We start from the raw sequence: 20,655 nt of genomic DNA, 5'->3' as shown, positions 1-20,655 counted from the left end.
GATAGTGTAGCAAACTACATACCAAAATGAGGTGGAATATCAATAAAAAATGCAATAGATTAATTACTTAGCTATTATTAAATTAAATCAAATAATTCGTCATGGCTAAATTCCAGTGGTTTTTGACTGGCAATAGGCAATACAAAGCTGGTGATAAAAGCTTGCCAAAAATCATAATATAAATATTTTTGCAGCGGATGTTCATCGCCAACGGGAAAACAAGGGCCGTGATTTGCTTCTAATAGCCAAATACGTTGATTTTTATCTACCATAAAATCAAAACCAAAAATTGCCAAAGTTGGGTTTCTACTGCAAACAAACGCTTGAGGATATTGTTGCTGCAATCCTTTTATTGTCGCTGCGATAATCGCTTTAATTTCTGGATAAAATGAGGTAAAAAAATCGAAGCGCCAGGAAGGAATTTGAACAACATTTTCTTCTTCATCATGCAAATGTTCATTAGTTAAATGAGAGCGTAGATCAGTAAACTGTTTTCCCTGGAAAGGATGCAAAGCAACATTAAAATAGCCTCGTGGGTAAAGATAAACCCCTGCATAATTGGTGAGGACAACAAACATCCGGATGCTATATTTATGTCCTTCTGGCGGTCTTAATAAATGCGGCTCGGTAATATATTGCTGCAAAACATGCTCACCGCCAAGTCTCTCTGAACTTAAGAAGTGTGCTTCTAATTGAGAAAGTTTTTCAAAGATTTTGATTTCCTTACCATTATTTAGTAAGGCAGGTTTTAGAATCCATACCAAATTGTCTACCTGATTGTAATAATCTTCAGCTCTTAGATAATGATTATCAGCAATTTGCTCTAAAACTAAAGGCCAATTCGTATCATTGACGCAGTAAGTTAATGGCATAACCTCTGGACAGTATTTATTAGTCAACTGGGCCAATAAATGCTTAAACTCCAAACATTGTGCCGCGGCTAAATGAAATTGCAAATTCCTGTCACCAAAATCGACCTGCCACTTAAAACGGCTCGGATGCCAACCCAATACTTTCAAATACCGATGTAAATTATAATGAGTTGGCGATTGATTCGGTTTTAACGAAAAATGCAAATGTTGGCCCTTTAAAAATTTAAGCATTTTCAGTGCGATATTTTCGATAATTCAATAACATTAATGATAGTATACCCGATACTAATCCCCAAAAAGCAGCCCCGATACCAAAAAGAGAAATGCCAGATGCTGACACCAGGAAAGTAATCAAAGCCGCTTCTCGTTGATTGTCATCCTCAATGGCGACTTTCAGACTGTTAGCAATAGGACTTAATAAAGCCAATCCTGCTATGGCAAGAATCAATTGTTTGGGAAAAGCAGAAAATAAAGCCACCACTGTTGCACCACAAAATCCGGTAATCAAATAGAAAACTCCGGCATAGACCGCCGCAAGATAGCGTTGCTCTCGAACAGGATGCGCTTCTGGTCCCATGCAAATGGCGGCAGTAATAGCTGCTAAATTGAAAGCATACCCACCCCATGGTGCTAAAAGCACCGTGGTAAGTCCGGTCCAGCTAATTAAGGGGGAAATAGGCGGTTTATAGCCAGAAGCCCGTATAACGGCAATGCCAGGAATGTTCTGCGATGTCATGGTGACAACAAATAAAGGGATACCAATACTAATTAGAACTGGCCATGAAAATTGCGGGCTAGTAAATACTGGTTTTGACCATGCAAAATGAAAATTTTCAAAATGAAAAAGCCCTTCCATTTGCGCAACAACAGCACCAAACAATAAAACCCAAAGGATGACATAACGGGGAAATAGACGTTTACCAAGCAGATACATAATCAACATGACCGCTACAAGCAAAAATTGCTCTTGCATAGCCACAAAAACATTCATCCCAAAATGCAAAAGAATTCCTGCAAGCATGGCGGACGTCAGCGTGTTAGGAATGCGATTAAGCGCTTTTTCAAACCACCCCGTAATTCCACATAAAAAAATTAATAATCCCGAGAAAATGAAAGCCCCAATTGCTTGCGACATCGAAATACCTGACAAACTGGTAGCTAATAACGCAGCGCCAGGGGTTGACCACGCGGTTAAAATGGGAACTCGGTAATACAAGGAAAGACCAATACATGTCACTCCCATACCCATACCCAACGCGAATAACCAGGAACTAACTTCTGAAGCACTTGCACCTGCTGCGGCAGCTGCCTGAAATACAATAACAGCCGTACTGGTAAAACCTACCATCACAGCGACAAATCCTGCTGCAATGTTTGAAAAAGAGAGCTGTTTTATCATTGAAAAATCCTCACCCGATTTTACCAGGAATAAAGCTATGCTAAGCTATACCTAATGTGCGTTATAGCGCACATTATAACACCGTGCGTTATAACGCACAATATGAGGTAAGGGACCAATGAAAAAGATGGCCGATCATCTTGCAAAAACATTAAAAGCATTACGTCAACAACGAGGTTGGAGTCTGGATAAAACAGCTCAAGAAACCGGCGTTAGCAAAGCAATGCTCGGCCAAATCGAAAGACAAGAATCAAGTCCTACCGTTGCTGTTTTATGGAAAATTGCTACAGGTTTTCGCGTATCTTTTTCTTCCTTTTTGGCCGAGTCAACGCAGGATTCACAAGAATTAATTTACCGTTCAATTCAGGAAAACCTTAAACCCACTGACGAAAAAATTCGTATTAAAGCCTTATTTCCCTTTGATGAACAATTTCATTTTGAAATGTTTGTTATTGAATTATTACCTGGCTGTGAACAATTATCGACGTCCCACGAATCGGGTGTCATTGAGCATGTAATTGTCATTAGCGGTGACATGGAAGTTTTAATTGATAAAGCCTGGCATTCTTTGCGGTGTGGTGAGGGACTGCGCTTTAATGCCAGCCAACCTCACGGCTATCGGAATAGAGGAGCAAATAGTGCATTATTCCACAATATTATTCATTATCCATTTCTAAATAATTAAAGTCAGTTTTATGCTACTACTTTCATAGCTCTGTAATGCACAATCCGGTCGACATTCATCCTTGTATAATTTATAAGCTTCGTAAAAACCAGATTCTTTTAAACGTTTTTTAAAATAGGCAATGGCATCTTTATCACCATAATTAACAGCCAAATCAAGCCAATCAAAACCAGCTAGCCAATCACATTCTAATTTAGCCTCAGAAAAATCAACTTTTATCTTAGGGTCCATTTCTTTTTTTAAGGTTTCAAGATCAGCAAAAGAAATCAATGCTATTTCAAACTGAGCGCTAGTATAACGTTGTTTCCCTGAAGCAACTTCAACAATTCGTTTAGCCTCAAGCAACGTATCGCTCAAATATTCTTGAAAAGGAATTGGTTTAGGCTTAAAAATTGATCGTTTCATTTTAGGTATTTTTGTATTAACAAATACCCATTTTGTCTCCCTGCACAACTTATGTAAAGTAAAGCGCTCTTTAATTTTAGCGATTCACAAATCTACTTTTATTAATTTTACCATCAGTATATTCTTTAAAGTACAACGCTTGAACTTCACCATGCGACTTTTTATCGTGTAAAAATAAAGGATTTATTAATTGCAAAAAAATAAAGCAAAGGTATTGCATGCATGAATGCTTCTCATCTGGAACCTCCCAAATCAAACCCAATGTCTGCAAAAAATTTTGCCAATACCAAGATGCTTAGCCTTGCAGCCATTGGCGGCCTCTTTATTGGTATCGCTGTCGCTGGCATCCGTGTAGGGGTAGGTTTGATGCAAACGGTTCTTTTTGGCACTGACGTGAATGCCTATAGTTCTGCGACAGTCGCACCTTGGCGAGTGATGTTAGTCACGTTACTTGGCGGCTTATTTCTTGGATGGCTTCTGGTTCTTGCCAAGCGGGTGGGCCGCCTAGCTATTGTCGACCCCGTAGAAGCAAACGCCCTGGAAGGGGGTAGGATGTCACTTGTCGACAGTTTAGTTTTAGTTGGCTTGTCTGTCGTATCAATCACTATTGGCGGCTCTGTCGGCTTCGAAGCAGCAATGACACAATTGGGAGCAGGTAGTTTAAGTTTTATTGGGCAACGTTTAAATCTTGAACGTCGGGATTTAAGAATCCTTGTATCTTGCGGAACAGGCGCCGGAATAGCTGCTATTTTCGGAGCACCGCTTGCCGGAACATTTTATGCCCTTGAACTTGTGGTTGGTGGTTATGCCATGCGAGCACTGCTGCCAACGCTTTTGGCCAGTGCCATGAGTAGTCATATTATTTATAATCTTATCGGCTATCAGCCTATTTTCCTTGCCTTGGATATAGGCCCTCCTGCCCTATGGCATTTTCCTTTGGCTCTTTGTACTGGTATTGCTGCTGCAGTCATTGGCATTGCTGTAATGCGCGGCACAACTGGGTTTGAAAAATTTTTAAATACCGCGCATGTACCTAATATAGCCAAACCTGTTATTGGCGCCTTAATTCTTGGCTTGATTTCATTACAGGTTCCCGAAGTTATGGGGCCTGGACATCATAGTATTAATGAAATTCTTGGAGGCAATAATTTTCTGGTAGGCATTGCCATCATTCTTATCGGCAAAATCGGCGCTTCAATTGTCTGTGTAGGCTCAGGTTTTCGTGGGGGCTTATTTTCTGCTTCGTTATTTCTGGGAGCTGCCTTAGGCTATCTCATTCATGGACTCATGCTTGTGCCAATTTTTGGCGCAACCGTGTCCCTTGATCTAGCTGTTGTTGCTGGCATGGCGGGGGTTGCAACCTCTATTATTGGAACACCTATTGCGATTGTCTTGCTGATGGTTGAAACTGCAGGCTTGCAATTGGGCGTGGTCACTACAGCAATCACGGTTATCATTGCCAGTCATCTTACTCGTTACTGGTTTGGTTATTCTTTCTCTACCTGGCGATTCCACATTCGCGGCAATGATTTGCTTGGTCCTAGAGATATCGGCAGATTAAGGGAACTCACATTTGACGATCTTCCCCTAAACAACCCACCGCGTGTATCATTGGAAGCGTCGCTTGAAGAAGCCATTAACAAAGGAAAAGCCACCGATTTAAGCGCGATAGCGGTGGAAGATCGAGAAGGACGTTTTGTAGGACTTATCGGTTGTAATGAATTAGTCGACGCGGCAAGTGCACAATCCGTCTTACCACTCTGCAACTTAGCTAAAAAGCCTGAGCTTTGTGTGCTTATCAACGAACCATTAATCAATTACATTGAGACTCTAGGTGAACGTACTACTGGCGAAATTGCAGTCCTTGATGCACAAAAACATCTTATAGGATTAGCAGCAGAAGCTACCGTACTGCATCGATATTTAATGGAGATTTTGGCGGCAGATCGCGATGATGCGATTCAAATTATTAACAAATAAGAGGATGAATCAAAATTATTTTCAATTCATCCTTTATTTCTTGCTATGAAAGATTAGTTATAATCTATGCTGTTTTGTTGCAAAACTTCCTTAATAGTGCTCCGTTTTATCCGTAAGTTATAGTCAATAAACCCAAAAATAACGGCTGCAATTTCCTTGTAGTTCTCTTTAGCCACATCACCATTTAAATCATTTTTTTTCTGTGCATCTATGAGGGATTTTTGATGTTCATTATCATCAAGATTTAAACCCTCTAAAAATGGATACAATGCCTCACCAGTTATTTTTCCGCACATGTAGTTATTAAACTGCTCCAGGAAATCAAGGTTTTCACTAAATAACCCGACATCCACTACTTTTCTTAAAATTTTCTCATAATCGCCATGCAAAGTAGAAAAATAACCACCATTATCTTTACAGCTTGACGGACAACTCTTTTTAACGGCATCAATAAAATTATCGATGTCCTGATTAAGATTGGATTTCTTTTCTTGTGCAAAAAAACTATTTGTTTTTCGCCGAGGAGTTTCTTCCTGAGGATTTTTAGATTTTAATTTAAAACTTATTCCTCTTTGCAAAGTTTTTTTAGTCATCTCCTGCGTGGGCGTATCCTTCTCCTTAAAATCAGGACTACTCAGGGAACGTCGAGATGGCGTTAATTTTGGCGGCGTTTCACTCACTTGCTCTGTTCTCTTTTCCGCTTTCAAGCTCTTTAATAATTTAAACATAAATTCGCACCATATAAGTCATAAATTGCGCGATTATATCACAACAAAAACCAATAGGTTATATTTTTTACAAAAAGACCGTTTTACTGCTCATTCTACTGTCTAAAAATTTGATTCATGCTACACATTATTATGGTTGGCAAAATAAAATGGTTTTATGCCTTGAATCCATCAATGCTTGCAAATTGCACACATACTGTGTATAAAGGAATTTGTTTGCAATATAAATAAGCATAAAAGACGATTAATGAAACCTTTATCTAAATTTTCATTATTTTTGAAAAATATCAACAAGATTGAAAATCAATTATCTAGCCTTGCTACTGTCCTCCTTGTAGTCAATGTGGCCCCCGCGGCCCTCTAACTCTCACTACATTCTTTATCAAAAATTATCCGTCAAACAACTAGGAACTTGGCTATGCAACAATATAAAACCATTTTTATTTATGGCTTCGCAATTTTTGCGATGTTTTTTGGTTCCGGAAATTTGGTTTTTCCTTTGCAAATTGGTGATGCCTCCGGTAGCCACTGGGTTATGGGTTTTATGGGGCTTTTACTAACAGGAATTTTATTACCTCTAACGGGACTCTTTGTTATTAAGTTATACCAAGGAAATTACAATGCTTTTTTTGGCGAGGCCGGCAAACTTGCGGCGATTTTACTCCCCCTTTTTATGCTGTCTTTATTAGGTTCTTTTGGTGTCGTTCCCCGCTGTATTACTGTTGCCTACGGTAGCCTCAGTTACCTTTTCCCGCAAATTAAATTAATTTATTTTAGTATCTTTTTTTGCACGATCACTTTCTTTTTCTGTTTAAACGACAAAATCATGATCAAAATATTGGGTAAATGGATGAGCCCAATTTTACTGGTGACACTTGTTATTTTAATCGTTATAGCTGCTATTAAAGCTCCCGCCACCCTGACGTCTGTTTCGGTCGATAAAGCCTTTACCAATGGTTTCACTACAGGTTACCAAACCATGGATTTGTTTGCGGCATTTTTCTTCTCTGCTCTTATTTTTAGCCAAGTGCAACAATTACTGCCTAATGCTTCACCAAGAGAAGTACTTTTGTTTGCCATAAAACCGAGTATTCTTGGCGCTTCTTTATTAGCTCTTATTTACTTCGGCTTTGTTTATCTAGGCTCTCATTACTCAGCTCTAATCACCAATACAGCACCAGAACTAATGTTACCTAGTATTGCCAGACAAGCCATGGGCAACTACGCAACTTTATTCATGGGAATTGCCATGTTTTTTTCCTGTCTAACCACTGCTGTAGCGTTAAATAACCTGTATGCCCGTTATCTTTGTTCGCTTTTAAAGCTTAAAGACAATAAATTTTACCTTATCTTATTGTTTACAACTGGCTTATCTTTTATCATTTCACTTCTCGATTTTAAAGGAATCGCCGCTTTTTTGGCCCCAATTCTTGAGCTAACTTACCCAGGGATTATTGCATTAACCTTAATGGCCATTGTAATTAAAGGACGCCAATCATTTAAGCAGGCTGTGTTTTATGCGATGACTTTATTAATGTGTATTCCCATGACGATGCATTAATCTATTCCCACAATAGGAGAATTTAGTATGGCCTTATTTTTTCGACAAGATTTTGCTAGAGAGTGTGAAGAACTTACAAAAAGTATCAGGGTTTTACAAGAACAACTGAATGCAAAAAAACTAGAGCTACATGAAAAGAATGAAATGCTAGCGAAGGCGTTTGAGACGGCAGCGAAAGATATTGATACTATCGTCCAAAATTATCAACGAAGCATTACCAATGCAACGAGTACAGGTGAAAAAAAGCTATTACTTAAAGAATATAGAGAAATCATCTCTTGTCTCGAAGCCATTGCTGTGGATCCACACAACAAAAATGCGCATGAGTTAATTCGTGAACTTGAAAAAGAAAACAAATACCTTCCTACCAAAGAAACCCTAAGTCGCGTGGGTAATGCACTTGCTGCATTATTTTGGTTAGGTGTCTTTACCATTGCCACTGTTAGTCTCGTTATTGCTGCTGCATCGATAGCTGCAGAACCAGTTAGTGGTATAGCATTTACCATGGTTTCTGTCGGTTTAATGGGTTATGCCTATTATCAAATGGCGGAAAATATGGATGCTTTATTTGAGCCAAAGCTTGCTTATCAAAACCAAATGCAAATCCATGCTGACGATATTTCTTTCTTAGAAAATGTCCATGCAGCCTATGAGATACCCAGCGCCGTGCCAACAATGTAGACAACAAGCAGCCCATCTTTAATTCTTTCCAGATGGGCTTACCTTCTTCATGTAATAGGCATTCACCATGAATCAATGTATAATGGTGAATCGATGAACACATGCCGCTATTAATGCTAATCTGCTTTACCCCAATATAGGTCATTTATGATTGAACAAATTCGTAATATTGCCATCATCGCCCACGTCGATCATGGTAAAACCACTTTAGTTGATAAATTGCTCCAACAAACAGGAACACTTAATGAACGTGCTCCTAAAGTTGAGCGTGTAATGGATTCAAATGCTTTGGAGAAAGAACGAGGCATTACCATTTTAGCTAAAAATACCTGCGTCCACTGGAATGGTTATCAAATTAATATCGTTGATACGCCAGGACATGCTGATTTTGGCGGTGAAGTCGAACGTATTCTATCCATGGTTGATTGTGTCTTATTGCTTGTTGATGCCGTTGATGGACCCATGCCACAGACTCGGTTTGTTACACAAAAAGCTTTTGCTCGTGGATTAAACCCGATTGTTGTCATTAATAAGATAGATAGACCAGGGGCCAGACCTCACTGGGTTATGGATCAAGTATTTGATTTATTTGATAATTTAGGTGCCACTGATGAGCAGCTTGATTTCCCTGTCGTGTATGCTTCTGCCTTAAATGGCTATGCCAAAATGGCTTTAGAAGATGAGGCCAGCGATATGTCTGCTCTATTACAAACAATTGTTGATAAAGTAGCACCCCCAGCGGTAGATGCCGATGGTCCTTTCCAAATGCAAATCAGTTCGCTGGATTATTCATCTTATGTTGGAACAATTGGTATTGGACGTATTACACGCGGTCATGTTAAAGCGAAAGCCGCAGTAAAGATTATTGATAAGGAAGGACAAGTTCGTAGTGGCCGCTTATTACAACTCTTAGGCTTTAAGGGTTTGGAAAGAGTCGAGGTAGAAGAAGCTAGAGCTGGCGACATTATTGCCGTTACAGGTATTGAACAACTTAATATCTCTGATACCTTATGCGAGCCCAACCATGTGGAAGCACTACCTGCATTAACCGTGGACGAACCAACCATTAGTATGACGTTTCAAGTTAATGACTCTCCTTTTGCAGGTCAAGAAGGTAAGTTTGTTACCAGCCGCAAAATACGCGAGCGTTTAGAAACGGAACTGCTTCACAATGTGGCATTACGTGTCGAAGATACCGAAGACCCAGATAAATTTAGAGTATCTGGTCGCGGGGAGCTGCATTTGTCTATTCTTATTGAGAACATGCGTCGTGAAGGTTATGAACTTGCCATTTGCAAGCCTGAAGTTATCTTACGAGAAGAAAACGGCGAGCAACAAGAACCTTATGAACGCTTAACGGTGGATGTTGAGGAAAATCACCAAGGCGCCATTATGGAGAAACTAGGAGAGCGCCGAGGGGAGTTGCAAAATATGTTGCCTGATGGCAAAGGACGTGTACGTCTGGACTACATCGTTCCAACACGTGGACTAATTGGTTTTCATACAGAGTTTCTCTCAAGCACTTCTGGAACCGGTTTAATGTATCATGTTTATGATCATTATGGCCCTGCAATTCGCGGACGAATTGGTAAACGTAATAATGGTGTTCTCATAGCCAATTGCCAAGGAGCAGCTCGCGCCTTTGCTTTATTTAATTTACAAGAACGTGGTCGCTTATTTATTGAGCCACAAACAGTGTGCTATGAAGGCATGATTGTTGGTATTCATGCACGTGATAATGATTTAGTCGTCAATGTGACCAAAGAAAAACAGTTAACCAATATCCGTGCTGCAGGAAGCGATGAAAACATTCTTTTAACACCACCTATCAAGTTATCTCTAGAGCAAGCTCTGGAGTTTATTGATGATGATGAACTTGTTGAAGTCACGCCACAATCGATTCGCCTGCGCAAAAAGGCTTTGAAGGAACATGAAAGAAAACGTGCTTCACGAGTAAGCGAAGAGTAATGACCAAAAACTGATTCGATAAATTAAAGACACCAAAGAACGATAATCTTTGGTGTCTTTTTTCTTGTTGTAAGTACATTATTAAGGATTTTTAACGAGGATGTAGACTTAGAACAATAAAAAAAAATAATATAAACTAGCTTGTTAAAACAAATCCATTCTTGCGAACTAATACTGGCAAATCATGAAACAAAAATTTAAGCGAGTTATTCTTTATGCACGCCAACATCGTGCCAATCAGGGAGTGAACGAAAGCCTACATCGCTTAGTTGAGTTTTTACAACGCGAGCAGCAAGTAGATGCTTATCTGGATATTGATACGGCAACGCATTTTGACATTGATTTACCAACGCTTGATCGCAGTCTCATGGGAAAGAAGCAAGACTTAATTGTCGTTGTGGGTGGTGATGGCAGCTTACTGTCTGCAGCAAGAATGGCCATAAAAGTAAATGTTCCAGTTATTGGAATCAATCGCGGTCGCCTAGGTTTTTTAACAGATATTTCGCCACAAAATATTGAGCACCATCTAAGTGCCGTTTTGGGTGGTAAGTACGAAGAAGAGCCTCGCTTTTTGCTACATATGTCTATCCATGATGGGGAAACAATTTATTTTGAGGGTGATGCTTTAAACGATGTGGTGTTAGGACGGGGAAATGAAACGCATTTAATTGAATTTGATGTTTTTATTAACCAGCGATTTGTGAGTCGCTACCGCTCCGATGGGATGATTTTATCCACCCCCACAGGTTCAACAGCTTATGCCTTATCCGCCGGTGGCCCCATTATGCATCCACAGTTAAATGCGATTGTGTTAGTCCCAATGTTTTCTCATAGTTTAAGCTCTCGCCCTTTTGTTGTAGATGGTGAAGTCAAGATTGATTTAAAAATTAGTGAGCGGAATGAGAGTGATTTGCGCATTAGCTGTGATGGCCATGAATCCCGTCTAGTTAAACCCGGGCAATTGGTCTCCATTGAAAAAAATGCTCGCCAACTGCGCCTTTTGCATCCTCTTGATTATCATTATTATGATACATTACGGATCAAACTTGGTTGGGAATCTAAACATCAGGGATAAACTATGCTCACCACCTTGCGCATCGAAAATTTCGCCATTGTTAAAGAATTAGAACTTGATTTTTTGCATGGTATGACTGCTTTTACTGGCGAAACTGGTGCTGGTAAATCAATTATGATCGATGCCTTGATGCTTGCCCTCGGTGATCGAGCCGATGCTTCAGTTATTCGTGTTGGCGAAGAAAAATGTGACATCAGTGCCAGCTTCCAAATCGACAATGAGTCTCTTCCAGCACAATGGCTCAACCAAAATGATGTGCCTATTGGCGATGGGACGATTATATTAAGACGAGTGCTTTACGCCGAAGGTCGTTCAAAATCCTACATTAACGGTAATCCTTTTCCACTGCATAAAGTAAAAGAGTTGAGCGAAATGCTCGTTCATATTCATGGACAGCATCAGCATCAAACTCTAATGCAGCATCCAACCCATCGTGATCAGCTTGACCGCTATGCCAATCACCATGAATTATTAATTGAAGTACAGCAATTATACAAAAAATGTCAGAAAATAAAGCAAGAATTGGATTTATTGCGTCAAGCAGACTTGCATAACGATAAGATTAATTTATTAACCTTTCAGATTAATGAATTATCCGATCTCAACCTACAAGAAAACGAAATGCAAAATTTGCATGAGGAACATCAATTACTTCATCATGCCTGCGACTATTTGCAAAATACGCAACAAATTATTCAACTCTTGAATGCCGATGATGAGGCCAATATCTGTCAGGGCCTTAATCAAATTTTACAGTTATTACATGATTTGCCTCAGGAACATTACGCTATTAAAAACAGTTGTGAACTTATTAATAACGCACTCATCCAATGCGAAGAAGCACTTGATGAAGTCAAAAAATTTTCCGAGGAGGTGCAATTAGATCCTGAGCGTTTACAGGCAGTCGAAGCCCGCATGAGTGTTTTACATCAAGCGAGTCGTAAATATCATGTTGATATTAATCAGTTGGCGCAACATTTCTTGCAATTACAAGAAGAGTTACAGCACCTGCATGATTCAGAAAATCGTATTGAGAAACTTGAGCTGGAATATCGGAATCTAACGACAGCCTTTGAATCTGCCGCCTATAAACTCAGAGCCTCTCGCGAATTGTCTGCTAAAAAATTAGCAGCCGAAATAAGTGCCAGTATTCAACAACTTGGGATGCCTAAAGGCCGTGTGGAAATTGAAATAACACCTCTTGAAAAAATGCAACCTCATGGTTTGGACAAAGTAGAATACAAGGTCTGTACAAATCCTGGGACAGTTCCGGATACCTTGGCTAAAATTGCCTCTGGAGGGGAGTTATCTAGAATTAGTCTTGCTATTCAAATGATTACCGCTCAACGCGGCTCGACCCCTACCTTGCTTTTTGATGAGGTTGATGTGGGTATTGGTGGTGCAACGGCAGCACTAGTTGGGCAATTATTACGTCGATTAGGAGAGCGATTGCAGGTTTTCTGTGTGACCCATCAACCACAAGTAGCTTCCTGTGCACATCAACATTTTGTGGTAGAAAAATATAGCGATAAACAACAAACTTTTTCGCGGATTGTGGCCTTAAATAGTCAGGAAAAAATTAATGAAATTGCGCGCATGCTCGGTGGGTTGACGATTACTGAGCAAACGCGCTCGCATGCTAAAGAATTATTGACGCAATCCCTTGCTTAAGTAAATTTTCAATCAATTATCTAAAGCAGCTACCTTCTAGCTGATAGTAAGCAGATTTGGTTGATTCACAGACTGATGAAGCTCTCTAACGAAATCCCTGACTGTGTTAACCTCAGCATTACATAAACCATTCGCAGCACCACGTTTAACAAAACTTCTTATGATGTTTCCTAAGTCTCCCTGGCGCAAAACAGCTACATGAGACGCTAGATTAACAGATTCTCCGGACAGGGCTTTGTTTAGCGCGGTGACTGCTGCCTGCTCTTGCAAATAAGATGTTTTGAACCACCTACTCAAACTAGATGAAGCTGCTTCTTGATTCTTCTTCGCAGCTAAATGAGTCTCCAAGCTCTGCTGTAATTGGTCACGAAAAATTGGAGCTAACTTTTTCTGATAAAAAGACAGTGGGAGTGCAACATCCCCGTTCTCCCTATTTACGATGGTTAATAAAGGGAGCTGAGAATCTGCATTTGCTTGTTCAATAGCTTTTATATTGAAAGGATCGTCATCAGCAAAGATTACTTGTCCCATCCACTCAGGTTTATTGGCAGCAAAGAGATTGTACATATAGGCTTTATCAGTCTCGTATTTATTTTCAAATCTTTTTACTAAACCGATTACATTATTGGCAGTTTTACTATGAGCTACCAGGTCAGGCATCTGCTCTTCAGAGGCTTTTAATGCGATAGCAAAAGCAATTCCGGGTTTGGAAGCAAGCACGTCCTTTATTGGCAAATACTTCTCCTGTGAGAAAAGCTTTTCCATTTCTTCGACTGTCGTGAAATTCTTTAAGAAATCATCCATTAATTCCTTATCAAGATGCCAACACATATCGCTTGTAGTAATTACGCCATGAACAGTAAATCCTTTGCTCTGCAAGTGCTCGACAAGCTTTTGTCGCTCTTGAACTTTTTCGGCCGAAATCGACATCGATGTGAACAAATAGATATCAAGAATCCCTGCCGCTGCAAAAGTATCCAACAAATTGTTGTTATAAGTCATCTCATTTTCAGAACCAAAGATCAGGGTATTGTCTACATCCAATAACCCGACATTTCTTTTATTTGTAAAATTAAGCATACTAATAATCTCCCCAAAATAAATAGGACAACATGTCCTAAAATATCTAAATTTGAGCGATTATAGTTCAGAAAGGAATAATAAAAACATGGGTAAAATTACCCAATTTACTAGTCTTGGCTAATCTAAAACACTTCACTGCCAAAGGAGTTGCGACGGTAAATTTTTATTGCCATAACAATCATGGCGGCATTGTAGATAATATTAATCCCTACATAACAGATGATTGCACCAACCAAATTAAGCCAGGGAATGAAAATAGCACAGGCTATAATTTGGATTAACAATATATACAAAGCCAGCTTAGCGCCAATTCTGCTACCTTCTTCCGAATATTGAATCATTTTAAACAAGGGCATGGACATTGCAAAGGTAAAAATATTAATCAAACAAATATAGGTATAGGGTAAAGCCTTGATAAAATTTGATTGATATAGCAATAAAATATCTTTGGCAAAAATACCAATAATCAAGGCAATAAAAAAAGCCATGCCCAAACACATTAAAATATATTTCTTCATTGTTTTTAAAAGTACTTCTCGACCGCGAGTAAATGCCGCAGAAATATCAGGACCAATTAAAATACCAATGGGACTGATGGCAATAAAGGCTAAAGAAATAATCGATGTTACCGCTGAAAATAAACCTACTGCAGATTCAGTTTTTCCCAACCACTCAATCATCAATAACGGGATTGATGCAAAAACATATCTATTTAAATTTTGTACTGTATAGCCATAAATCTTCTCTTTCCACACATAAGCCTTTTGATCTGGAATAGAATCTTCCTTTAGGAAAACCTGCATCTTTGTTCTTCGTTGTACTGCGACAGCTATCATTACAAAAAGAAAATAACTTAAGACGAAACCTATCAGCATTACATGAGGAAAATAATTAGGATTATCGTGAAATATGAGGGGATAAAGTAAAAAATAAGTGAATAAACTCAATAAAAAATAACAAACGGTTTGCGATAAACTTAAAAGAACAGCAGTCCGCATATAATCTACGGCACGAAAAAACTGAAGATAGATGCTATAGATAGAAATTGCCACGGCACCCCAAATAAAAAGAGGCATAGGGTGGGTAATTTCAAATAATCTTAAGTTTTTTAAGGCCAGACTTAAAACTATAATGGACAAGCTCAACAGCAATCCCGCCACAAACAGGCTTAAGTAAATTGGTTTAAGGAATTCTTTGACCGAAATTGTCAAAGCCACAATCTCTTTATATTGTTTTTTAACATAGAATTTGGGTACATAGTAGCCGATAATGGAATCAATACCCATGGTGAGTATTGTCGCTATCAGAAATAAAGCATTGGTTGCTGCTGTAAAATCGCCGAACAGGGCTTCACCCGCATTGCGCGCGACAAGCATATTAACCACAAAAAGCATAAGTTGATCAGCAATGATGATCAATAAATTAAATGCAAAATCCATATCGGCAGCTACTCAGCAAAGGGAATATCAATATACCCAATAATCATTGGGCTCACCAGGTTAAAAAGCTATCTTCAATAAAGATGCTTTTGTCTGGCCACCATTTAACATTTAAAAATAATTATCTAATATGAGTTTATAATTATATTAGCTTTATTATTAAGAGATTAGACTGCTATAAAAATTTCAGCAAATAAATTTAATCGATGGTGACCCCATAAATACAGGCAAAAATGTCTAAAATTAAAGAATAGTCTCCGAACCATGTGATCTTAGATAAGGAATTGGTATGCAACATCCTGCTCTTTCGGAAGTACAAAAAAATCTTGAGGAGGTGGCAAACCAGCTATGTCTGGCCGTAAAAGGAGATTTTAATTTTACTATTGCGATTGATACAGCAAATGAAAGTATGCAGAAACTTACAATGCTTGTTAATTTTGTACTTGATACAGCCCGCCGGTCTTTGCTTGAAGTACAGGAAAAAAATACAAAGCTTATGGAGCTTGATCAACTTAAATCTGACTTTATTGCCAATATTAGCCATGAGTTGCGCACCCCTTTAACCCTTATACTGGCTCCCCTTAAGACTATTTTAAGTAATTCATTATTAAATTTTCCTCCAGACGTTTTACAGAATTTAGAAAGAATACAAAGAAATGCCGCAAGACTATATACGCTGGTAAATAATATTCTCGACTTTTCTAAACTTGAAGCTGGTAAATTTGAACTTCATGAAGAGCCCGTGAATTTAAATGAATTTCTTTTTCAATTAACTGATGATGTAAAAGATTTAGCAACCGAACGACAAATTAATTTGCAATTTCAATCCCACGCGGTAATAAAAGATGTACTTCTTGATAAACAGATGCTTGAAAAAAGCATACTTAACTTACTATCAAATGCCCTAAAATTCACACCCGCTGGTGGGACTGTTATAGTCGAATTAGATGCAAAAGCAGAAAAGATTTTCTTACGTATAATTGATAATGGTGCCGGCATTCCAGAAGCGAAAATACCGTTTATTTTTGAAAGATTTCATCAATTAGACTCTTCTCGTACTCGGGCTTATGAGGGCACAGGCATAGGATTAACCGTTGTTAAGCAATTTCTTGACTTAATGCAAGGAACGATTTCCATCCAAAGCCAACTTGGTCAAGGAACAACATTTACTATCTGTTTGCCTGCACGCTTTGCAACAACATCTCATAAATCCATTCCCATAGAAAAAATATCCAATGTTGTTGAAACTTTTAAAGTCAGTCTAACTCTCAATAAATCTACGGATTCTAACAATAAAAGTGCAGAAATAGAAAAGGAACTACCTCGGTTGGTACTTGCTGATGATAATTTGGACGTACAGGCTTATATAAGCACTCTACTGCAGGATAAATTCGAGGTTATTACCGCAAATAACGGCCAGGAAGCGCTTGCAACTATTCATAAATCCAAGCCTCATGTCATTTTATCTGACATCATGATGCCACTTATTGACGGTTATCAATTAACCAATATTCTTAAAACTCAACCTGAAACATGCCATATCCCTATTATTCTCATTACTGCTCAAGCGGGAGAAAATGCTGTAAGTACCAGCCTTGAGGTTGGCGCCGATGACTATTTATCAAAACCTTTTTCTCCTGAAGAATTAATTGCTCGCATTAATTCTGCCTATAAACATTATCAACAGTACTTGCAAAATTGCAGCTTAAATTCGCAATTGCTTAATATTTCCAGACGAGCCGGTATGGCTGATGTTGCCACATCGATTTTGCATAATATTGGGAATGTTTTAAATAGCGTCAAAATTTCCCTCGATATGATGAAAGAAAGTGCAAAGCAGCCTTATTTGCAAAATTTAACAACCATTTCAGCCATGCTTGCCGACAATAAAGATAACCTGGCGCAATTTTTGACAGAAGATGTGAAAGGAAAAATATTGCCGGATTATTTAATTGCTTTAACTAAAAAAATTAATGAATCGCATGAAACAATTAAAAATGAAATGCTTTGCTTACAAAACCAAATCAGCCATATCGAAGATGTGGTTGCCATGCAAGAGGAATTAAGTGGTATTTCCGGCGTGGCCGAAAAAGTATCTATTAACGATTTGATTAATATAGCAATTTCCATGTGCAAAAACTCATTGGAAAAAAGACAAGTGACCATTCAACAAGATATTAAAGAACAGTTATTTATTACGACAGATAAAGCCAAATTATTACAGATCCTAATTAATTTAATTCAGAATGCCATTGACGCCCTAAGTGCCTTTAACACATCAAAAATTAATAAATTTATATGTTTTAAGGCGGAAAAAAATCCTGAGGCCGATAGTGTCAGTATTACTGTTCAAGATAATGGTATTGGCATTAAGAAAGAGCATTTAGACAAAATTTTTACTTTTGGTTTTACCACCAAATCCTATGGACATGGCTTCGGCTTACACACCAGCGCATTGGCAGCAAAGGAGTTGGGAGGAAACTTGCAAATGAAAAGTGAGGGTCTGGGTTATGGAGCAGAATTTACTTTGACTTTACCTTTAAAGCAGGTAAACCGGAGATATTTGAATGATAACAGCTACGAAAAGCGTGAAAATCCTCATTATTGATGATAATCCTGCTATTCATTCGGATTTCATTAAAATATTGACTACAAAAAGCTCTAACGATGATCTTGAGCTAGCTGGCTTAGAGCATGAATTATTTGGTAAAAAGACGGCCGACAAAAGTTTACCCGCTTTCCGCTTAATCACCGCCACGCAAGGCCAGGAAGGTGTAGCAAAAATAGCGAAAGGAATTACAGAAAATGATCCTTATGCCTTAGCATTTGTCGATATTAGAATGCCACCCGGCTGGGATGGTATTGAAACCGCGAAAAAAATTTGGGAAATTGACCCCAATATTCAAATTGTCATTTGCACAGCCTATTCTGATTATACTTGGGAAGAGACTATTCAACATTTAGGTCAACGAGAAAATTTACTTATTTTAAAAAAGCCTTTTGACAGTATCGCCGTCAGACAATTATCTTGTGCTCTAACGAAAAAATGGCAACTACTGCAAGAATCACGCGAATACACACAGTTATTAGAAAAACAAGTCAAAGAAAGAACGCAATCTCTCCAAGAATCCCTTTCTGTCACACGAGGTACGCTTGAGTCCTCCGCGGATGGCATTTTAGTGGTGAATAATAAAGGGGAGATTATTGATTTCAACCAAAATTTAATAAAAATGTTTGGAATATCGAAAAATCTCATGGCGGTAAAAAATGCGCTTTCGGTTTTCCAAAACATCGCGGAAAAGATAGAAAAATCAGATATTTTTTTGAAATCCACAACTAAATTACTCAACTTAAAAAATAACAGCAAAACAATCACCTTAAAATGTAAGGATGAACGGATTCTTGAAATTCATACGCAACCTTACAAACTGCATGATACTATCTCAGGAAGAATTTGGTGCTTCCGTGATGTTACTAAACGAGCGTTATTAGAAGAACAACTGCAATATCAAGCAACTCACGATTCATTAACCCAATTGCCTAATCGGGCGCTCCTAAGTGATCGTCTAGCACAATTAATTTCTTATTCGAAACGTAATAATACAATTTTTTGTGTTTTATTTTTTGATCTGGATCGATTTAAGTTAGTAAATGATAGCTTTAGTCATTTTGTCGGTGACCAATTACTGCAAGATGTTGTCAACAGAATTCGCCAAGCCATGCGTGAAGAGGATACTTTGGCAAGGCTCGGTGGTGATGAATTTGTCGCGATATTAAAATCTCAAGATGAAACCCATATTGCTAAAGTTGCCAAGAAGTTATTAGATATTTTTCATGAGCCTTTTAATGTCAGTTCACATCAGATATGGATAACACCAAGCATTGGTATTGCTACTTTTCCGCGAGATGGCCAAACAACTAGTGAGCTTTTACGCAATGCGGATATTGCGATGTACCGTGCCAAAGAGCAAGGCGGTAATCAATTTCAATTCTATACTTACAGCCTTGGTAAAAAAAGCGTGGCTCGTTTGGAATTGGAAACAGAATTATGTCAGGCAATTGAAAATAATGAGTTTTTTCTCTGTTACCAACCTCAGCTTGATTTTACAACACGCCGCCTGGTATCTGCTGAAGCGCTTATCCGTTGGCGCCATCCTAAAAAAGGCGTTCTTTTGCCAATTAACTTCATTCCTTTAGCAGAAGAAACAGGACTTATTCTACCTATTGGTGAATGGGTTTTAACGGAAGCCTGCAAGCAAAATAAACGCTGGCAAGATATTGGGTTACCTGAAATTCGCATTGCCGTAAATATCGCTACAAAACAGCTTAAACATCCGAATTTCGGGCAAGTAATTCGCAGAATATTAGCAGAGACGAAACTAGAACCCAATTTTCTTGAGATTGAAATTACAGAAAATGTTATCTTAACCAGCATTGAAGCTGCTTCTATTTTTAATGATTTAAAAGAGCTTGGTATTCATCTCGCCTTAGATAATTTTGGTTCGGGATATATGATTTTAAATCATTTAAAAGTATTCCCTATTGATCGAGTTAAAATCGCACAATCTTATATTAATAACATTCATACTAATAAAGCCGATGAAGTCATTGTTCAAGCCATAATTGCTCTAGCCAAAAATCTTAATCTAGGTGTCGTGGCAGAGGGGGTTGAATCAAAAGAACAAATCCGTTTTTTACAAACTCATCAATGCACAGAAGCTCAAGGCTATTATTTTTGCAAGCCTTTGGCCTCAGAGGAATTTGAACAGTTTTTAAAAAATGTTTAGATATTCTGATTTTGTGGTAGCGCCATTTTTTTTTCTAATTGATGATAAACAGTATCGTAATCTGCTGAAGAATAATCATCATCATTTGGATAAAGAATATAGTCTTTTGTGTGATCCTTTTGATAAATGAGGTAATCATACTTATGATTTGCGGTGAGTTGCATAATAATCCCCAATTTATCTCCCGCCTTAGATTTAAACCAACCCACATCTTTAGCGTTAACGATATCAGGTATTGAGGCAAATGCTAAAAACTCATTTCGGGTAATTTTTATCATTTTCCATCCTTAAAAATGAAGATAAGAAAAAAATTATTGATTA

Annotated in this window: 16 protein-coding genes; 9 read left to right on the top strand and 7 right to left on the bottom strand. The window is 38.3% G+C overall.

Going from position 1 to position 20,655, the window contains the following annotated elements; all coding sequences use genetic code 11:
* Positions 1–77: 77 nt before the first annotated feature.
* The gene (locus PXX05_RS14550; RefSeq protein WP_275088913.1) at positions 78–1,103 is read right to left on the bottom strand and encodes a YheC/YheD family protein; all 1,026 of its coding nucleotides are present in this window, start codon (positions 1,101–1,103) and stop codon (positions 78–80) included.
* Positions 1,096–2,271, bottom strand: a complete 1,176-nt coding sequence (locus tag PXX05_RS14545; protein WP_275088912.1) for a benzoate/H(+) symporter BenE family transporter — start codon at positions 2,269–2,271, stop codon at positions 1,096–1,098. The genes PXX05_RS14550 and PXX05_RS14545 overlap by 8 nt, the downstream gene beginning before the upstream one ends.
* Before the next feature lie 118 nt (positions 2,272–2,389).
* On the opposite strand from PXX05_RS14545, the gene PXX05_RS14540 reads away from it, so the two are divergent.
* Positions 2,390–2,956: a helix-turn-helix domain-containing protein gene (locus PXX05_RS14540; protein ID WP_275088911.1), complete on the top strand. Its 567-nt coding sequence runs from the start codon at positions 2,390–2,392 to the stop codon at positions 2,954–2,956.
* On the opposite strand, the gene PXX05_RS14535 is transcribed toward PXX05_RS14540, so the two are convergent.
* Positions 2,945–3,361 carry a hypothetical protein gene (locus PXX05_RS14535; RefSeq protein ID WP_275088910.1) on the bottom strand — a complete coding sequence of 139 codons (417 nt, stop codon included), beginning with the start codon at positions 3,359–3,361 and terminating at the stop codon, positions 2,945–2,947. The two genes, PXX05_RS14540 and PXX05_RS14535, sit on opposite strands and share 12 nt — an antisense overlap.
* 222 nt (positions 3,362–3,583) lie before the next feature.
* Here PXX05_RS14535 and PXX05_RS14530 point away from each other — a divergent pair, with 222 nt between their 5' ends.
* Entirely contained in the window at positions 3,584–5,341 is a 1,758-nt protein-coding gene (locus PXX05_RS14530) for a chloride channel protein (RefSeq protein WP_275088909.1), read from the top strand.
* A 53-nt stretch (positions 5,342–5,394) separates the two neighbouring features.
* Here PXX05_RS14530 and PXX05_RS14525 read toward each other — a convergent pair whose 3' ends face one another.
* Positions 5,395–6,069 (bottom strand): hypothetical protein, encoded by a 675-nt coding sequence (locus PXX05_RS14525; RefSeq protein ID WP_275088908.1) that lies wholly within the window; start codon positions 6,067–6,069, stop codon positions 5,395–5,397.
* 418 nt (positions 6,070–6,487) lie between these two features.
* On the opposite strand from PXX05_RS14525, the gene PXX05_RS14520 reads away from it, so the two are divergent.
* The 5 genes from PXX05_RS14520 to recN all read left to right on the top strand — a co-directional run bounded on the left by PXX05_RS14520 (position 6,488) and on the right by recN (position 13,025).
* Complete coding sequence (locus PXX05_RS14520) at positions 6,488–7,630, top strand: branched-chain amino acid transport system II carrier protein (RefSeq protein WP_275088907.1); 1,143 nt, start codon at positions 6,488–6,490, stop codon at positions 7,628–7,630.
* Positions 7,631–7,657: 27 nt separating this feature from the next.
* A complete protein-coding gene (locus tag PXX05_RS14515; RefSeq protein ID WP_275088906.1) occupies positions 7,658–8,311 on the top strand; it encodes a hypothetical protein in 654 nt (217 codons plus the stop codon).
* A 147-nt stretch (positions 8,312–8,458) separates the two neighbouring features.
* Positions 8,459–10,279 (top strand): translational GTPase TypA, encoded by a 1,821-nt coding sequence (gene typA, locus PXX05_RS14510; protein ID WP_275088905.1) that lies wholly within the window; start codon positions 8,459–8,461, stop codon positions 10,277–10,279.
* 184 nt (positions 10,280–10,463) lie between these two features.
* The gene (locus PXX05_RS14505) at positions 10,464–11,354 is read left to right on the top strand and encodes an NAD(+) kinase (protein WP_275088904.1); all 891 of its coding nucleotides are present in this window, start codon (positions 10,464–10,466) and stop codon (positions 11,352–11,354) included.
* 3 nt (positions 11,355–11,357) lie between these two features.
* A complete protein-coding gene (recN, locus tag PXX05_RS14500; RefSeq protein WP_275088903.1) occupies positions 11,358–13,025 on the top strand; it encodes a DNA repair protein RecN in 1,668 nt (555 codons plus the stop codon).
* 36 nt (positions 13,026–13,061) lie between these two features.
* Here recN and PXX05_RS14495 read toward each other — a convergent pair whose 3' ends face one another.
* Together PXX05_RS14495 and PXX05_RS14490 are read right to left on the bottom strand one after the other, a co-directional pair.
* The gene (locus PXX05_RS14495; RefSeq protein ID WP_275088902.1) at positions 13,062–14,105 is read right to left on the bottom strand and encodes a hypothetical protein; all 1,044 of its coding nucleotides are present in this window, start codon (positions 14,103–14,105) and stop codon (positions 13,062–13,064) included.
* Positions 14,106–14,230: 125 nt separating this feature from the next.
* Positions 14,231–15,547 carry a lipopolysaccharide biosynthesis protein gene (locus PXX05_RS14490; protein ID WP_275088901.1) on the bottom strand — a complete coding sequence of 439 codons (1,317 nt, stop codon included), beginning with the start codon at positions 15,545–15,547 and terminating at the stop codon, positions 14,231–14,233.
* A gap of 289 nt (positions 15,548–15,836) precedes the next feature.
* Here PXX05_RS14490 and PXX05_RS14485 point away from each other — a divergent pair, with 289 nt between their 5' ends.
* Together PXX05_RS14485 and PXX05_RS14480 are read left to right on the top strand one after the other, a co-directional pair.
* Entirely contained in the window at positions 15,837–18,155 is a 2,319-nt protein-coding gene (locus PXX05_RS14485) for an ATP-binding protein (protein WP_275088900.1), read from the top strand.
* The gene (locus PXX05_RS14480) at positions 18,115–20,334 is read left to right on the top strand and encodes an EAL domain-containing protein (RefSeq protein WP_275088899.1); all 2,220 of its coding nucleotides are present in this window, start codon (positions 18,115–18,117) and stop codon (positions 20,332–20,334) included. The genes PXX05_RS14485 and PXX05_RS14480 overlap by 41 nt, the downstream gene beginning before the upstream one ends.
* Here the strand turns inward: PXX05_RS14480 and PXX05_RS14475 are convergent.
* On the bottom strand, positions 20,331–20,612 hold the full coding sequence (locus PXX05_RS14475; protein WP_275088898.1) for a hypothetical protein: 282 nt from the start codon (positions 20,610–20,612) through the stop codon (positions 20,331–20,333). The two genes, PXX05_RS14480 and PXX05_RS14475, sit on opposite strands and share 4 nt — an antisense overlap.
* Positions 20,613–20,655 lie beyond the last annotated feature (43 nt).

It is taken from the genome of Legionella cardiaca (assembly GCF_029026145.1).
Lineage (GTDB): Bacteria > Pseudomonadota > Gammaproteobacteria > Legionellales > Legionellaceae > Tatlockia > Tatlockia cardiaca.
Note: the sequence above shows the minus strand (reverse complement) of the source record. Positions and strands in the feature narration are given on the sequence as shown.

Coding starts and splice junctions, on each gene's coding strand:
- PXX05_RS14530 (WP_275088909.1), top strand. CDS start 3,584: ATGAATGCTTCTCATCTGGAACCTCCCAAATCAAACCCAATGTCTGCA.
- PXX05_RS14495 (WP_275088902.1), bottom strand. CDS start 14,105: ATGCTTAATTTTACAAATAAAAGAAATGTCGGGTTATTGGATGTAGAC.
- PXX05_RS14535 (WP_275088910.1), bottom strand. CDS start 3,361: ATGAAACGATCAATTTTTAAGCCTAAACCAATTCCTTTTCAAGAATAT.
- PXX05_RS14480 (WP_275088899.1), top strand. CDS start 18,115: ATGATAACAGCTACGAAAAGCGTGAAAATCCTCATTATTGATGATAAT.
- PXX05_RS14525 (WP_275088908.1), bottom strand. CDS start 6,069: ATGTTTAAATTATTAAAGAGCTTGAAAGCGGAAAAGAGAACAGAGCAA.
- PXX05_RS14485 (WP_275088900.1), top strand. CDS start 15,837: ATGCAACATCCTGCTCTTTCGGAAGTACAAAAAAATCTTGAGGAGGTG.
- PXX05_RS14545 (WP_275088912.1), bottom strand. CDS start 2,271: ATGATAAAACAGCTCTCTTTTTCAAACATTGCAGCAGGATTTGTCGCT.
- PXX05_RS14520 (WP_275088907.1), top strand. CDS start 6,488: ATGCAACAATATAAAACCATTTTTATTTATGGCTTCGCAATTTTTGCG.
- PXX05_RS14505 (WP_275088904.1), top strand. CDS start 10,464: ATGAAACAAAAATTTAAGCGAGTTATTCTTTATGCACGCCAACATCGT.
- PXX05_RS14550 (WP_275088913.1), bottom strand. CDS start 1,103: ATGCTTAAATTTTTAAAGGGCCAACATTTGCATTTTTCGTTAAAACCG.
- typA (WP_275088905.1), top strand. CDS start 8,459: ATGATTGAACAAATTCGTAATATTGCCATCATCGCCCACGTCGATCAT.
- PXX05_RS14490 (WP_275088901.1), bottom strand. CDS start 15,547: ATGGATTTTGCATTTAATTTATTGATCATCATTGCTGATCAACTTATG.
- recN (WP_275088903.1), top strand. CDS start 11,358: ATGCTCACCACCTTGCGCATCGAAAATTTCGCCATTGTTAAAGAATTA.
- PXX05_RS14475 (WP_275088898.1), bottom strand. CDS start 20,612: ATGATAAAAATTACCCGAAATGAGTTTTTAGCATTTGCCTCAATACCT.
- PXX05_RS14515 (WP_275088906.1), top strand. CDS start 7,658: ATGGCCTTATTTTTTCGACAAGATTTTGCTAGAGAGTGTGAAGAACTT.
- PXX05_RS14540 (WP_275088911.1), top strand. CDS start 2,390: ATGAAAAAGATGGCCGATCATCTTGCAAAAACATTAAAAGCATTACGT.